The 14,064-nt window shown below is 60.5% G+C and carries 13 protein-coding genes and 2 tRNA genes; 11 read left to right on the top strand and 4 right to left on the bottom strand.

Annotated elements, in window-relative coordinates:
- Positions 1-45: 45 nt before the first annotated feature.
- Both WG78_RS17920 and WG78_RS17915 read right to left on the bottom strand, forming a co-directional pair.
- Positions 46-122: transfer RNA gene (locus WG78_RS17920), tRNA-Asp, on the bottom strand.
- Positions 123-126: 4 nt separating this feature from the next.
- Positions 127-202 (bottom strand) — tRNA-Val (locus WG78_RS17915).
- A 220-nt stretch (positions 203-422) separates the two neighbouring features.
- On the opposite strand from WG78_RS17915, the gene WG78_RS17910 reads away from it, so the two are divergent.
- The 11 genes from WG78_RS17910 to WG78_RS17865 all read left to right on the top strand — a co-directional run bounded on the left by WG78_RS17910 (position 423) and on the right by WG78_RS17865 (position 9,398).
- The gene (locus tag WG78_RS17910; RefSeq protein ID WP_053939200.1) at positions 423-1,313 is read left to right on the top strand and encodes a type II secretion system protein N; all 891 of its coding nucleotides are present in this window, start codon (positions 423-425) and stop codon (positions 1,311-1,313) included.
- 9 nt (positions 1,314-1,322) lie between these two features.
- On the top strand, positions 1,323-3,602 hold the full coding sequence (gene gspD / locus WG78_RS17905) for a type II secretion system secretin GspD (RefSeq protein WP_083459330.1): 2,280 nt from the start codon (positions 1,323-1,325) through the stop codon (positions 3,600-3,602).
- Positions 3,599-5,068, top strand: coding sequence for a type II secretion system ATPase GspE (gene gspE / locus WG78_RS17900; RefSeq protein ID WP_053939198.1), 1,470 nt, complete (start codon positions 3,599-3,601; stop codon positions 5,066-5,068). The genes gspD and gspE overlap by 4 nt, the downstream gene beginning before the upstream one ends.
- A gap of 82 nt (positions 5,069-5,150) precedes the next feature.
- Positions 5,151-5,480, top strand: coding sequence for a PilZ domain-containing protein (locus WG78_RS17895; RefSeq protein WP_053939197.1), 330 nt, complete (start codon positions 5,151-5,153; stop codon positions 5,478-5,480).
- The gene (locus tag WG78_RS17890; RefSeq protein ID WP_053939196.1) at positions 5,477-6,058 is read left to right on the top strand and encodes an SRPBCC family protein; all 582 of its coding nucleotides are present in this window, start codon (positions 5,477-5,479) and stop codon (positions 6,056-6,058) included. Before WG78_RS17895 ends, WG78_RS17890 begins: the two co-directional genes overlap by 4 nt.
- 32 nt (positions 6,059-6,090) lie before the next feature.
- Complete coding sequence (locus WG78_RS17885; RefSeq protein WP_053939195.1) at positions 6,091-6,999, top strand: polysaccharide deacetylase family protein; 909 nt, start codon at positions 6,091-6,093, stop codon at positions 6,997-6,999.
- Positions 7,000-7,137: 138 nt separating this feature from the next.
- On the top strand, positions 7,138-7,392 hold the full coding sequence (locus WG78_RS17880; RefSeq protein ID WP_053939212.1) for a FitA-like ribbon-helix-helix domain-containing protein: 255 nt from the start codon (positions 7,138-7,140) through the stop codon (positions 7,390-7,392).
- 15 nt (positions 7,393-7,407) lie between these two features.
- Entirely contained in the window at positions 7,408-7,554 is a 147-nt protein-coding gene (locus WG78_RS23180; protein WP_236692073.1) for a PIN domain-containing protein, read from the top strand.
- 30 nt (positions 7,555-7,584) lie between these two features.
- Complete coding sequence (locus tag WG78_RS23175; protein WP_236692072.1) at positions 7,585-7,803, top strand: PIN domain-containing protein; 219 nt, start codon at positions 7,585-7,587, stop codon at positions 7,801-7,803.
- Between the two features lie 194 nt (positions 7,804-7,997).
- Complete coding sequence (locus WG78_RS17870; RefSeq protein WP_053939194.1) at positions 7,998-9,011, top strand: acyltransferase; 1,014 nt, start codon at positions 7,998-8,000, stop codon at positions 9,009-9,011.
- A gap of 72 nt (positions 9,012-9,083) precedes the next feature.
- Positions 9,084-9,398, top strand: a complete 315-nt coding sequence (locus tag WG78_RS17865; protein WP_053939193.1) for a hypothetical protein — start codon at positions 9,084-9,086, stop codon at positions 9,396-9,398.
- Between the two features lie 10 nt (positions 9,399-9,408).
- Here WG78_RS17865 and thpR read toward each other — a convergent pair whose 3' ends face one another.
- Positions 9,409-9,924 carry an RNA 2',3'-cyclic phosphodiesterase gene (gene thpR, locus WG78_RS17860; protein ID WP_053939192.1) on the bottom strand — a complete coding sequence of 172 codons (516 nt, stop codon included), beginning with the start codon at positions 9,922-9,924 and terminating at the stop codon, positions 9,409-9,411.
- A 68-nt stretch (positions 9,925-9,992) separates the two neighbouring features.
- The gene (gene putA, locus WG78_RS17855; protein ID WP_053939191.1) at positions 9,993-13,943 is read right to left on the bottom strand and encodes a trifunctional transcriptional regulator/proline dehydrogenase/L-glutamate gamma-semialdehyde dehydrogenase; all 3,951 of its coding nucleotides are present in this window, start codon (positions 13,941-13,943) and stop codon (positions 9,993-9,995) included.
- Positions 13,944-14,064 lie beyond the last annotated feature (121 nt).

The raw sequence follows: 14,064 nt of genomic DNA, 5'->3' as shown, positions 1-14,064 counted from the left end.
AAATAGAAAAAGCCGCTTTATAAAAAAGCGGCTTTCCTGGAATGCTGGCGGAGTGGACGGGACTCGAACCCGCGACCCCCGGCGTGACAGGCCGGTATTCTAACCAACTGAACTACCACTCCGCAGTGGTGGGCGATGACGGGGTCGAACCGCCGACATCCTGCTTGTAAGGCAGGCGCTCTACCAACTGAGCTAATCGCCCCTCGTCTTTCGAGAGGTGCGCATTAAAGCATACGCAAAAAGGGTGGTCAATTTTTTTTTGCAATCGGGCTGAAATATTTTTAGAGGGCGTTGCCTGATTGGCATGCGCCCAACTGCGTAACTCGGTGCGGGTAGCAACGAGCGCGCCCATTGCGGTATAAATGGCCCCTTATTCGCATAAAGATGTATTTCCGGTGAAAGCTTCAAGATTCCAATCCTTCATGGTGGCACGCGCTCCCTTATGGCTGGAGCTGGTGTTGCTGGTGGTGCTTGCATGGACGGGCGCAGGCCTGTTCTGGCAAATCTTTGCCCCGCATTCGCCGCAAGTGCGCCTGGCGCCACCGATCCAGCCTTTGCCGGCCCAGCAAATGGCGTGGAATAACGCGCCTGTATGGTTTGGCCAGGCCGCCGTCGCCACCGGCCCCACCACGCTGGCGGCGCAACTGATTGCGGTCATTGCAGGCGGCGATAGTTATAGCGCCGCCATCTTTACCGGGCTGGGCCCGGACCCCGTGGCCGCCAAGGTGGGCCAGGAACTGCAACCGGGCGTCAAATTGCTGAAGGTAACGCGCGACCACGTGGAAGTGGATAACGGCGGCCATACCGAGAATATTCCGCTGCAAGGCGCGGATGCCTCAGCGGCCGCAGCGGCGGGCGCGCAAACCGGCGACCCTGCGCAAATGCAGATGCAGCCGGTGATGACCAATGCGCCACCGGGCGGTGGCCCGGCCATCCCGCCGGGTATTCCAGGCGTTGAACCGGCCAAACCCACAGCGGCCGCCGCCTCCAGCGCTACGCAGGGCAGCAGCAGTACCGTCACACGCGGCCAGCTGGCTGCGGCCATGCAAAACGGCAATGTGGCCGATTGGGCCAAGGGCATCGGCAACGCCAATGGCGGCGGCATCCAGATTGATAACGCGGCCGCCCAGCCCTTTGCGGGCCCGCTCGGATTACAGAATGGCGATGTGCTGAAGTCGATTAATGGGCAGAACCTCAATACGACTTCGGATATCTCGACGCTTTACACGCAATTCAGTCAGCAATCGCAAGTTGCATTGGTGGTGGTGCGCCACGGCAGCAATTTGCGTTTGAGTTATCAGATTCAGCCTTGACGGACTTCCATGAAACCTCGTGTGCGCTCTTTGTTAATTGCTTGTTTGTTGGCCAGCCAGTTGGTCCAGGCGGCCGACAATACCGTGATGCTCAATTTCGTTAACGCCGATATTGAATCCACGATCAAGGCAATCGGCCTGATTTCGGGCAAAAACTTTGTCATCGATCCGCGCGTTAAAGGCACGGTCAATATCATTTCGTCAGAACCGGTGTCCAAAGACGCCGTGTATCCGATTCTGCTTTCCGCATTGCGCCAACAAGGCTTTACCGCGCTGGAATCCAATGGCGTGATCAAAGTCATGCCCGAAGCCGATGCCAAACAGCATTACAGCGCCACCGGCAGCGCGCATATGAAATTGAATGGCGACCGGATTGTCACCCAGGTGTATCCGCTTAAATATGAATCGGCATCGCAACTGGTGCCGATTTTGCGCCCGCTGGTCTCGCCCAATAATGCCGTGGCTGCATATGCCGCTGGCAATACGCTGGTGATTACGGATTACGCCGATAACGTGCGCCGGTTAAATCGCATTATCGAGAACATTGACCAGCCATCCTCATCGGACATTTTCCCGATTACCTTGAAGTACGCCTCGGCGCTGGATGTGGCACAAACGCTGGCCAAGCTGATGCCCGAAATCGCCATGCAAGGCGTTTCGCCCGCCAACCAGCTGGGCGAGGGCATACGTCGCAGCACGGTGGTGCCGGATTTGCGCAGCAATTCCTTGCTGGTGCGCAGCGAAAACACCGCCGTGGCCACGCAGATCAAACGCCTGGTGGCCACGCTGGATAGTCCCGGCGCGGCCGGTGGCAATATCCATGTGGTTTATTTGCGCAATGCCGAGGCCGTCAAACTGGCGGGCACGCTGCGCGGCATTCTGACCGGCCAGGATGGCGGCAACAGCAGCTCCAGCCAAGGCTTGTCCACCTCATCGACCAACAGCAGCGGCACCGCCGGCAGCACTTCCAGCACCAGCAGCACCGGTACGTCCGGCACGGGTAGCACCGGCGGTTTGTCGTCCAGCAACAACAGCAATAGCAATAACAGCAGCCAGAGCACCGGCACCAGCGTGCAGATTGGCGGCGCCACCGTATTGCTGCAGGCCGATCAAATGACCAACTCGTTGGTGATTACCGCGCCGGACAATATCTACAACAACCTGCGCAGCGTGATCGACAAGCTGGATGTGCGCCGCGCCCAGGTTTATGTCGAAGCCATCATCGCCGAAGTCAACGCCAGCAAGGCCAATGAACTGGGCGTGCAATGGGTGCTGGGCGGCTCCAGCTCATCGGCATCGGTAATTGGTTTGTCGTCGCTGTCGGGCGTGGGCACGCTGAGCAACGCGCTCGGCACCATCGTCACCGCCGCGGCCAGCAAGGATTACAGCTCGCTGCCAACCGGCTTTAACGTGGGCGTGGTCAATGGTTCGCTGACCGGCGACGGCAAGAGCCCCACCGTCGGCTTGTTGTTGTCGGCGCTGCAAAACCAGGGCGACGCCAATGTGTTGTCCACACCTAACCTGGTGACGCTGGACAACGAAGAAGCCAAGATCATGGTCGGCCAGAACATCCCGATCCTGACCGGCCAGACCGCCTCCAGCGGTTCCAATACCAACCCGTTTAATACCTATACGCGTCAGGACGTCGGTATCACGCTGGCGGTGCGGCCGCAGGTGTCGGAAGGCGGCGCGATCACCATGCAGGTGTACCAGGAAGTCTCGGGCGTGGATAGCACGGTCAATACGTCGGGCGGCGGCCTGGCCACCAAAAAGCGCACCATTGAATCGCGCGTATTGGTGGATAACGGCCAGACCATCGTGCTGGGCGGTTTGCTGGAAGATTCTTCGCAGAATGGCGAAAACAAAGTGCCGCTGCTGGGCGATCTGCCGTGGATAGGCGGCTTGTTCCGCTACCAGGCGCGCAACTGGTCCAAGACCAACCTGATGGTGTTTTTGCGCCCGGTGATCCTGTACGACAGCAAGGATACCGATTCGCTGACCAGCGACCGCTACGGCTATATCCGCGGCGTGCAGCAGAACTTCAAGATGTCGGATAGCGCCGCGCTGCCGGCCGTGCCGGATGTGGTGCTGCCTGATCTGAACGGCGCCGCACGCCTCAAAACCGGCAACACGCGTTACAACTCGCAAGATCTGACCGTGCCGGATACCACGCGGCCATCGCCGGATGATGCCTCGGGCGTTAACGCCACCACGCCATCGGCTGGCCCGATCCCGGCGCCCGCTGATGCGTCTAAACCGGCTGACATGACGGGGGCACCCGCCAAGTGAGCGCACGCCTGGTTCCTTATCACTTTGCCCGCGATAACGGCGTCGTCGACATCGCGCAGGAATTCGACTCGGTGCATGTGTTGATGCGCCGGGGTGCCGAATTGTCGGCGTTAAGCGAACTGCGCCGCGTGGCGCAACGCCCGCTGACCGTGGAGCTGGTGGATGCCGATGTTTACGACAGCCGCCTGACACAGCTGTTTTCCAATGCGGGCGGCGCTTCGGCGTCGGTGGCGTACGACCTGGAAAGCAATATCGATCTGTCGCGGCTGGCGCAAGAACTGCCTGAAATCGAAGATTTGCTGGAAACCGAAGACGACGCGCCCATCATCCGGCTGATTAACGCCTTGCTGACTGAAGCGCTGCGCGAAAACGCCTCCGACTTGCACCTGGAGCCGTTTGAAACGCGCTCGGTGGTGCGTTTTCGCGTCGATGGCAATCTGCGTGACATCCTTGAACCCAAGCGCGCGTTGCACTCGGCGCTGGTGTCGCGGATCAAGGTGATGGCGGGGCTGGATATCGCCGAAAAACGCTTGCCGCAAGATGGCCGCATTACGCTGCGCATTGCCGGTCGCCCGGTGGATGTGCGGGTGTCGACATTGCCCACCGGCCATGGCGAACGCGCGGTGCTGCGTTTGCTGGATAAAACCGCGGGCCGGCTTGATCTGGAAAAGCTGGGGATGGGGCGCGATACGCTCGATATCCTGCAAGGCATGCTCAACCAGCCGCACGGCATTGTGCTGGTGACGGGCCCGACGGGCTCGGGCAAAACCACTACGCTGTACGCCGCGCTGTCGCGCATGGATGCGCAAGTCGCCAACATCATGACGGTGGAAGACCCGATCGAGTACGACCTGGACGGCGTGGGCCAGACCCAGATCAACCCGCGCATCGACATGAGCTTTGCGCGCGCGCTGCGCGCCATTCTGCGGCAGGATCCGGACGTCATCATGATCGGCGAAATCCGCGATCTGGAAACCGCGCAGATTGCGGTGCAGGCCTCGCTGACCGGCCACCTGGTGCTGGCCACCCTGCACACCAACGACTCGGTCAGCGCCGTCACCCGGCTGGTGGATATGGGCATCGAACCGTTTCTGCTGGCCTCGTCCTTATTGGGGGTGCTGGCGCAACGACTGGCGCGCAAACTGTGCCCGGTCTGCCGCCGTCCGGATGAGCCCCTGCCGGACGAACGCATGGCCTTTGAAGGAACGGATGCGCCGGTGATCTACCGACCGGTGGGCTGTGCCGAATGCAATGGCGCCGGGTATCGTGGCCGTACCGGCATCTACGAGTTGTTTCAGGTGGACGAAGCCGTGCGCACCATGATCCACGCGCGCGCGGCCGAGCAAGACCTGAAAGCCTATGCCCAACAGCACGGCATGCTGACCATGCGCCAGGATGGCCTGCGTCGCGTTTTACGCGGCGAAACCAGTCTGGAAGAGGTCTGGCGCGTTACGCGCGAATCCTGAGCGTAATCCGCCGCCCACTGACATCCTCGCGCTGCACCAGCTGCCACAATCCGTACATTCGTCTTAAATAACAGCGGCGCACATGCATGCGCTGCGCGGGGGCAAGATGGGTCAGCGCGAGCAACGCACCGCACGGCGTATACCGATGAACTGCAAGGTCAAGCTGCGGTTCAAAAGTTCGAGTATGCCGGCTTATGGCATCTGCACCGACCTCAGCGTAGGGGGTCTGACCATACGCACCAGCTATGTGCCCCGTCCCGACGAAACCTTCGATGTATTGGTAATGCCGCCCGTCTCGGGCCCTGGCCCACGCACGCCGTTTGCGGCGCACGTGCAGGTCAAGCGCTGCCACGAAGTCGAGCGCGGCAAACTTTACGAACTGGGGCTGGCCATTATTGAGGTGCTGCAATGAAACTGCTGTCTTCCGCGCTGTGTATGTTGATGTTGTGCGCCCCCGTGGCGTTTGCCGCCGATGCCGGCGCCAGCCAACCCGAAGCGCACGTCACCAAAAATGGTGACACCGTTGAGCTGGACACCCAGTTCAGCGTGCCCGTCTCGCGTGAAATCGCCTGGGGCGTACTCACCGACTTTGAACACATGACCGCGTTTATTCCCAATCTGGCGTCCAGCAAGATTCTCGAAAAAAACGGCAATGTGTGGAAGGTAGAGCAAACCGGCAAGGTAGCCGCGGGTTTGTTCCACGTTAACTATGATTCGGTGCGTGAACTGACATTAACGCCGCAATCCGAAATCAAGGCGCACACCGTGGGCGGCGATTCCGGCGCGATGGAAAGCGTCAGTACGCTGAGCGAGAAAAACGGCGAGACCGTGGTAAGCTACCGCGCCCAATGGACGCCCAGCTCCTCGCTGGTCGGCAGCCTGGGCGCCGGTTCGGCCAAAAGCCAGCTGCAGCGCCAGTTTGCCGCCATGGAACACGAAATGCTCAAGCGCGCCGGCAAGGCCACGGCCTCTGAACCCGCCAGCCGCTGATCCAACCTGATCTGTTACCTGAATGCGGATGTATGCGTCTTCTTGCTCTCAAAATTGATGTCGATACCTATCGCGGCACGCGCGTAGGCATTCCCGCGCTGGTGGAAGCGCTAAAACGCCACGGCGCCAACGCCACGTTTTTGTGGAGCCTCGGGCCCGACCATACCGGCCGCGCCATCAAACGCGTGTTCCGCCCCGGCTTTATGAAAAAAGTGTCGCGTACCTCGGTGGTCGAACATTACGGCTTTAAAACCTTGATGTACGGCACGCTGCTGCCGGGCCCGGACATCGGCAAACGCTGCGCCGGCATCATGCGCGACGTGGCTGCCGCCGGCTTCGAGAACGGCATCCATACCTGGGACCATATCCGCTGGCAAGACGGCGTCGCCAACGCCGACGCCGCCTGGACGCAAGCCGAGATGAAAGTCGCGTTCGAACGTTTTCAGAGCATCTTTGGCGAACCCGCCCGCACCCACGGTGCCGCGGGCTGGCAAATGAACGAACACGCCTACCGCTTCGAGCAAAAACTGGGCATGCGCTACGCCTCCGACGTGCGCGGCACGCATCCGTTCTGGCCGGTGGTGAAAGGCGAACTGGTGCGCGTGCCACAACTGCCATCCACACTGCCCACGCTGGACGAACTGATCGGCGTGGACGGCCTGACGCCGGACAACGTGCACGAACACATCCTGCGCCTGACCGCCGAAGAAACCCCCTACGGCCACGTGTACACCCTGCACGCCGAACTGGAAGGCATGAAACTGCTGCCGGTGTTTGAACGCTTGCTGGAAGGCTGGAAAGCGCAAGGCTACCAGTTGGTCTCGACGGCCGAGTTGTGCGATTCGATCGACCTGGCGCGTTTGCCGTACCACCACGTGGAGATGGCCGAGATTGAAGGGCGCAGCGGGGTGCTGGCGGTGCAGGGGGCGGTGTTTCCGTAGCGGGGACTGCAGGTGCGGGATTGGATAAGGAAATCAGTCCCACACCTTGGTTGCCGGCGCACGTGAAGCTTCGCTTGCACCAATGCATTCAGCTCAATAAATTGCATGCGTGACATACATTTTAAGTGGGATGCAATCATGGCAATGCTGACTGTCCGAAACCTGCCTGACGACGTTCATCGCGCAATGCGAGTGCAGGCCGCGCAGCATGGGCGAAGTACTGAGGCGGAAGTCCGTGAGATTCTGGCAAGCGCGGTCAAGCCGCAACATCGGGTATGGCTTGGCGACGCCCTTGCGGCGTTGGGGCGAAAAATTGGCCTTACGAATGAAGATGTTGAGATCCTGAATCAGGTCCAGGATAAAACGCCGGCTGAGCCGCTGAGTTTTGAATGATCGTCCTCGATACGAATGTTGTCCGAGGCGATGAAGGCCACCCCTGACGTGGCCGTGCTGGCCTGGTTGAACGACCAGGCGGCAGAGACTTTATATCTTTCCAGTGTCACGCTCGCCGAATTATTGTTCGGCGTTGCCGCGCTGCCGACCGGCAAGCGCTAGGACAAGCTGATACTGGTGGTGGATGGCTTGATGGACCTGTTCAAAGGTCGCGTGCTGCCGTTTGATACAAACGCAGCGCGCTGCTATGCCGAACTGGCGGTGAAGGCTAAAGCGGCGGGCCGAGGTTTTCCGACTCCCGATGGCTACATTGCCGCCATCGCCGCTTCTCGGGGGTTTGCCGTTGCATCGCGCGACACTGCGCCCTACGAGGCCGCCCTCGTTACGGTTATAAGCCCTTGGGCTGTGTGACGCGAAAACCTGGCGAGCTGTGAACATGGCAGTCTTCAAGCACCCCCAATTCCACACTCGACTGTTTTAGTCGGTCGCCGGAATGCTGCAGCAGCAACCCCCACTTTAAGATCAGTCCGCAAAGGCGATGCCGCCTTTATGCGTATGATTTCGCCATTGCTTGAATGCAGCTATTTCGGGATTAATGGTGATCTATGCTCTGGATTGATAATGCAAAAATACTGGCGATTATCGCGGTGGTTATTCTGCATGTGGCAGGCGCGGGTCTGGTCACGCATGGCGATATTGCGACGACGCAATGGTGGATCGCCAATCTTTATGATTCCGCAATGCGCTGGGCGGTGCCGGTGTTTGTAATGGCCAGTGGCGCGGTATTGCTGGATCCTGCTAAAGACGAATCGCTGCGGGATTTTTATAACAAGCGTGCCCGGCGTATTCTGGTGCCTTTGTTATTCTGGACGACTTTTTATTTGGGCTGGTCCTTGCTTAAGGCGCAGATCAGAGGGCAGCCCATCACCGCTGCGGACATACTGATCGCGGTAATGCGTGGCTATCCGTATTACCACATGTGGTTTCTCTACATGATTGCCGGTATGTATTTGTTTACCCCGTTTTTCCGAATCGTGGCGCGCCATTCTTCGCCGCGGCAATTGGCGTTTCTTGCCGCGCTGCTGTTGGGTTTGGCCGCGGCCAATGCCTTATGGTCGCAAGGGGACGGGAATGCGCTGTTCAGCAATCGGTTTATTAGTTATATCCCTTACTTTTTTCTCGGCTACGTGCTGGCGATAATTCCGCTCGAATTAGTGCGGCGTCACAGGTCTGCGCTATTCGCCGGATTTATTGTGGGGTTTTTGATTACGGCGTTGGGGTATTGGAAAACCACATTCGATTTATCCGCGCTGGATGGCTATTTTTATAAAAATCTCAGCCTGAATGTGATGGCAATGGCGGTGTGCGTATTCATGTTAGTGCGGCTTGCCCAATTTCCATTCAAAAATCATCTCATGGCCAGGAAAGCAGCTAATTTGTCATTCGGTGTGTATCTGGTTCATCCCGCAATTCTGGATGTGCTGACGTTTAAACAGATTACCGGATCGCTATTCAATCCTGCGTTTGCCATTCCCTTACTCGCCGCAGTGGTTTTGTTAATTGCATTAGTGCTCACGTATATTGCAAAAAAAATCCCGCTGCTCAAATTAATATGCTGATCCTGGGTTGCCCCACGCGGCAATACGTTTTACTTTAGACACGACTTGCAACAAGTCCGGAGACCCAAACCGATGCGTGTGTTGCTCCTCAGCGAAATCCAGCAAGCGGTTGACGCGTTTGCGCGTCATGAAATTGGCCTTGCCAGTCTTACCCAACGCCTGGGCGAATTGCATCGCGCGTTACTGCACGATGGCGTGGAGTGGGGCCTCAATTTTGAAGAGATTCTGCTTGATCTCGATTCCATTTGTGAGCTGGCCGCCGTCAACGGCGCAGCGGAACTGGATGCCGAAGAACAATGCGAGGTGGCCGCGCATTTAAATGCCATCGTCAGCCAGGCGCGCGCCTTGCTGGAAGTAGCGCGATCAGTGCAGGCGGGCGGGGAATAGGCCGGTGGCGCTATACCGTCCGCCGATGCAGCACGTCATAGCGCACGCCTTCCGGCGTCGAAACCGATTCATACAAGCAGATCGTATCCGCCCGCCAGTGGATGGTTTCCACCGGTTCGGTCAGGCAGGTGGCTTTGCGCAGCAGCGTTACATGCGCATTAAATGGATGGTCTTCGGTGGGGAACTGGCCTGCGCGCAATTCGGCGCGTAGCGCTTGCACCAATGTATCCAGTGCCGTTTGATGGCGGCTTAAGCCGATCCATACCACGCGGGCGCGATCAAAACTGCCGATCTGGTCCAGCGTCAGGTCAAGCGGCGTGAAGGCCAGCGCGTCGATCAGCCGCACCAGCTCGGTGGTGCGGGCCGCGGGCGTCGCGCCCAGAAATGCCAGGGTTAAATGCAGATTGGCCGTCGTCACCACGCGGCCCCCAAAGCGGGTATGCACGTGGTGGCGCACTTGCGTTAGCGGCTGGCGCACGGCATCGGGCGGCGAAAGGCCAATAAAAAGACGGGGCGTGGCGGTCATGGGCTTCAGATTAGCCCATGCCGCTACGCCCCGTCTTGCTTGCGCCGTGTCGTCTGGCGGCCCGCGCTTTAGCTGATGGTCATCAGGCTGGCGTTGCCGCCGGCAGCGGCGGTGTTCACCGACAGTGAGCGTTCGATCAGCAGGCGTTCCAGTGCAAAGCCATCCTCGCCCGGCGCCAGGCCTTGCACGCTTACAATCGGGCCGCTGCGTTGCGCCATGGCGGCGGTCAGCGCCAATAGCTGGTCGGCATCGCCATGGTGCAACACGGCGTCGATGTTCAGCGTGGCCAGATCGCTGCCGGCGGGCTGCACATCAATGCGCGCTTGCACGGCTTTCGGTAACTCGCGCACCACGGCGGCATACGGGCCATCCAGCACTACGGCCTTGCTACCCACGGCCAGTACCGTGGCAATTTGCGCCAGCAGATCGTCGCGTGATCCGTTGGCGGGTAGTGCGCACAGCACGTGTTCGCGCGGCAGCAGCGTGTAGGTATTGCGTTCGCCGGTGGGGCCGGGCAGGGTGACCGCCGCGCCGACGGCGGTGGCGGCGCTCAGGCGTTCGCACAAGGCCACATGCTGCGGCGCGTGCTGGGCCGACCATTGCGCCAGCGCTTGCAACGGTTGCAGCAATTGCTCGCGGGCGGCGGTTTCAAACGGTGCGCCGTTGCCCGAGGTCAGCAGCACGGCGGCATGCAGCGTATCGCGCGGGCAACTGCTGAGCAGGCGATGCAGATACAGCGGGCCGCCCGCTTTGGGGCCGGTGCCCGACAGGCCTTCGCCGCCAAACGGCTGCACGCCCACCACGGCGCCCACGATATTGCGGTTAACGTACAGATTGCCCACCTGCGCGCGTTCGACAATGTGCGCGATGGTTTCGTCGATGCGGGTATGGATGCCCAGGGTCAGGCCATAGCCGGTGCCGTTGATGTCATCAATCAACGCATCCAGCCCCGCCTGGTCCGCCGTGCGTTGCCACCGCACCACGTGCAAGACCGGGCCGAAAATCTCGCGTTCCAGTTCGGCCAGGCTATCCAGCTCGATCAGCGTGGGCGGCACAAAACTGCCCTGATTGCAGGCCGCGCCGGTTTGCACCTGATGCACCTTGCGCCCGCGCGCGCGCATCGCATCGATATGGCTATTGATATTGCGTTGCGCCTCGGCGTCGATCACCGGGCCCACGTCGGTGGCCAGGCGGTCGGGGTTGCCCACCACCAGTTCGGCCAGACCGCCTTTGAGCATGGTCAACACACGATCGGCCACGTCTTCTTGCAAACACAGCACGCGCAGCGCCGAGCAGCGTTGGCCCGCGCTATCAAACGCCGAAGCCAGCACATCGCCCACCACCTGTTCGGCCAGCGCGGACGAATCAACAATCATCGCGTTCTGGCCGCCGGTTTCGGCAATCAGCGGTATCGGTTGGCCATGTGCATCCAGCCGGCCCGCCAGATTGCGTTGCAGAATGCGCGCCACTTCGGTCGAGCCGGTAAACATCACGCCTTTGACGCGCGCGTCGCCCACCAGCGCCGCGCCGACGGTTTCGCCCTGGCCCGGCAGCAATTGCACCGCGTCTTGCGGCACGCCGGCTTCGTGCAGAATGCGCACGGCCTGGGCGGCGATCAACGGCGTTTGCTCGGCTGGTTTGGCCAGCACGGTATTGCCGGCAGCCAGCGCGGCGGCCACCTGGCCAGTAAAGATGGCCAGCGGAAAATTCCATGGGCTGATGCAGACCACGGGGCCGAGCGGGCGATGCGTGTCGTTGCTAAAGCTGCCGCGCACTTGCGCCGCGTAATAACGCAAAAAGTCGACCGCTTCGCGCACTTCGGCAATCGCGTTGCTCAGCGTCTTGCCTGCTTCGCGCACGATCAGGCCCATCAGCGTTTGCATCTCGGCTTCCATCAGATCAGCAGCGCGTTCCAGCAAGGCAGCGCGGGTGACGGCGGGCGTGGCTTGCCAGATCGGGCCGGCGTTCTGCGCGCGGGTGAGGGCGGCGGCCACGTCGTCCAGCGCGGCCTCGACCACATAGCCCACCACATCCCGGTGATCGGCCGGATTGCGCACGGCTTGTTTCTCTCCTGCGGCGGCGTGGGGCGGCGTGGCCAGCCAGGCGTGGTCGGTTAACAAGGCGGCGGACAGCGACGCCAGACGTTGCTCGTTGGCCAGATCCAGCCCGGCGCTGTTGGCGCGCGCTTCGCCATACAAGGCGCGCGGCAGCGGAATGCTCGGGTGCGGCAGGCCTTGCGTGCCTTCCTGCCGGGCCATTTGTTCGACCACCACGACGGGGTCGGCCACCAGGTCTTCCAGCGCAATCGATTGATCGGCGATGCGGTTGACGAACGAGGTATTGGCGCCGTTTTCCAGCAAACGGCGCACCAGATAAGCCAGCAGCGTTTCGTGCGTGCCCACCGGCGCATAAATGCGGCAGGGACGGTTGAGTTTGCCCTCGGCCGCCTTGCCCACCACATGTTCGTATAGCGGCTCGCCCATGCCGTGCAGACACTGGAATTCATACTGGCCGGGGTAATAGTTCTGGCCCGCCATCTGATAAATCGCCGCCAGCGTGTGTGCATTGTGCGTGGCAAATTGCGGGTACACCGCTTCGGGCGCACCCAGCAGTTTGCGCGCGCAGGCCAGGTACGACACGTCGGTGTAAACCTTGCGCGTATACACCGGATAGCCTTCCAGGCCGTCGATTTGCGCGCGTTTGATTTCGCTATCCCAATACGCGCCTTTCACCAGCCGGATCATCAGGCGGTGGCCGCTACGTTTGGCCAGATCAATAATGTAATCAAGCACATAGGGGCAGCGTTTTTGATACGCCTGCACCACAAAACCAATGCCGTTCCAGCCGGCCAGTTCGGGCTCAAAACACAGGCGTTCGAGCAAATCGAGCGAGATTTCGAGGCGGTCGGCTTCTTCGGCATCGATATTGATGCCGATATCAAACTGGCGCGCCAGCACGGTCAGCGCCTTCACGCGCGGATACAGCTCGCTGATCACGCGTTCGTGCTGTGCGCGGCTATAGCGCGGATGCAGCGCCGACAACTTGATCGAAATACCCGGGCCTTCGTAAATACCGCGCCCGCCCGAGGCCTGGCCGATGGCGCGGATGGCTTGTTCGTACGACGCCATATAGGCGTGGGCATCGGCATCGGTCATGGCCGCTTCGCCCAGCATGTCGTACGAGTAACGGAAACCGTGGCCCTCAAAATTGCGCGCATTGGCCAATGCTTCGGAGATGGTTTCGCCCGTCACAAACTGTTCGCCCATCAAGCGCATCGCCATATCGACGCCCTTGCGGATAACCGGCTCGCCGCGCTTGCCGATGATGCGGGTCAGCGCCGTGGACAGGCCCGATTCGGTGTGTGTGGACACCAGCTTGCCGGTCAGCAACAAGCCCCAGGTGGCGGCGTTGACAAACAGCGACGGGCTTTGGCCGATATGCGAATGCCAGTTGCCGCGCGCGATCTTGTCGCGGATCAGCGAATCGCGCGTGGCTTTATCCGGGATGCGCAACAGCGCTTCAGCCAGACACATCAGCGCCACGCCTTCTTGCGACGACAGCGAGAATTCGTGAATCAAACCCTGCACCAGGCCTTCGCGGCTGGCGCCCGGGTTTTGCGCGCGCAATTTGCCCGCCAGTGTATGCGCCAGTTGCGTGGCGGCCTTGGCTTGCGCCTCGGGCATGCGCGCTTGTTGCAGCAATAGCGGAATGCATTCGGTTTCGGGGCGACGCCATGCGGCGGTGATGGCGGCGCGCAGCACCGATTGCGGCTGCACATTCTGGGCAAATTCAAGAAAAGGTTGCACCGAGCCATCGCGCTTGGGCGCTTCATCCGTTGCGGCCGCGTCGGCCTCGTCGGGCAGCGCCACCACGGGATGGCCGCGCTCGACCTGATCCAGCAGATTAAAAATTGCTTGTTTGATCAACCAGTGCGGCGTGCGCTCCAGTTGCTGCGCGGCGGTTTTAAGGCGATCCCGGGTGAGGTCATCCAGCTTGACCCCCAGCGTAGTGGTGCTCATAGACTCGGTTGCTCCAGTAGAAATCGAACGCGTTTTGAGCGGCTGGCGATACGCCAACGGCATAACGACTGTCATAAACGAGTGCGAGCATACAGAAGGTGCAACCCGCCATGCAATGCGG

The sequence above is a fragment of the Amantichitinum ursilacus genome (assembly GCF_001294205.1).
GTDB classification, from domain to species: Bacteria; Pseudomonadota; Gammaproteobacteria; order Burkholderiales; family Chitinibacteraceae; genus Amantichitinum; species Amantichitinum ursilacus.
Note: the sequence above shows the minus strand (reverse complement) of the source record. Positions and strands in the feature narration are given on the sequence as shown.

Excerpts from the sequence above, each read along its gene's own strand:
- WG78_RS17890 (WP_053939196.1), top strand. The coding sequence starts at position 5,477 with ATGAAACTGCTGTCTTCCGCGCTGTGTATGTTGATGTTGTGCGCCCCC.
- gspD (WP_083459330.1), top strand. The coding sequence starts at position 1,323 with ATGAAACCTCGTGTGCGCTCTTTGTTAATTGCTTGTTTGTTGGCCAGC.
- WG78_RS17865 (WP_053939193.1), top strand. The coding sequence starts at position 9,084 with ATGCGTGTGTTGCTCCTCAGCGAAATCCAGCAAGCGGTTGACGCGTTT.
- thpR (WP_053939192.1), bottom strand. The coding sequence starts at position 9,924 with ATGACCGCCACGCCCCGTCTTTTTATTGGCCTTTCGCCGCCCGATGCC.
- WG78_RS17870 (WP_053939194.1), top strand. The coding sequence starts at position 7,998 with ATGCTCTGGATTGATAATGCAAAAATACTGGCGATTATCGCGGTGGTT.
- putA (WP_053939191.1), bottom strand. The coding sequence starts at position 13,943 with ATGAGCACCACTACGCTGGGGGTCAAGCTGGATGACCTCACCCGGGAT.
- WG78_RS17895 (WP_053939197.1), top strand. The coding sequence starts at position 5,151 with ATGCATGCGCTGCGCGGGGGCAAGATGGGTCAGCGCGAGCAACGCACC.
- WG78_RS17885 (WP_053939195.1), top strand. The coding sequence starts at position 6,091 with ATGCGTCTTCTTGCTCTCAAAATTGATGTCGATACCTATCGCGGCACG.
- WG78_RS23175 (WP_236692072.1), top strand. The coding sequence starts at position 7,585 with ATGGACCTGTTCAAAGGTCGCGTGCTGCCGTTTGATACAAACGCAGCG.
- WG78_RS17880 (WP_053939212.1), top strand. The coding sequence starts at position 7,138 with ATGGCAATGCTGACTGTCCGAAACCTGCCTGACGACGTTCATCGCGCA.
- WG78_RS23180 (WP_236692073.1), top strand. The coding sequence starts at position 7,408 with ATGTTGTCCGAGGCGATGAAGGCCACCCCTGACGTGGCCGTGCTGGCC.
- WG78_RS17910 (WP_053939200.1), top strand. The coding sequence starts at position 423 with ATGGTGGCACGCGCTCCCTTATGGCTGGAGCTGGTGTTGCTGGTGGTG.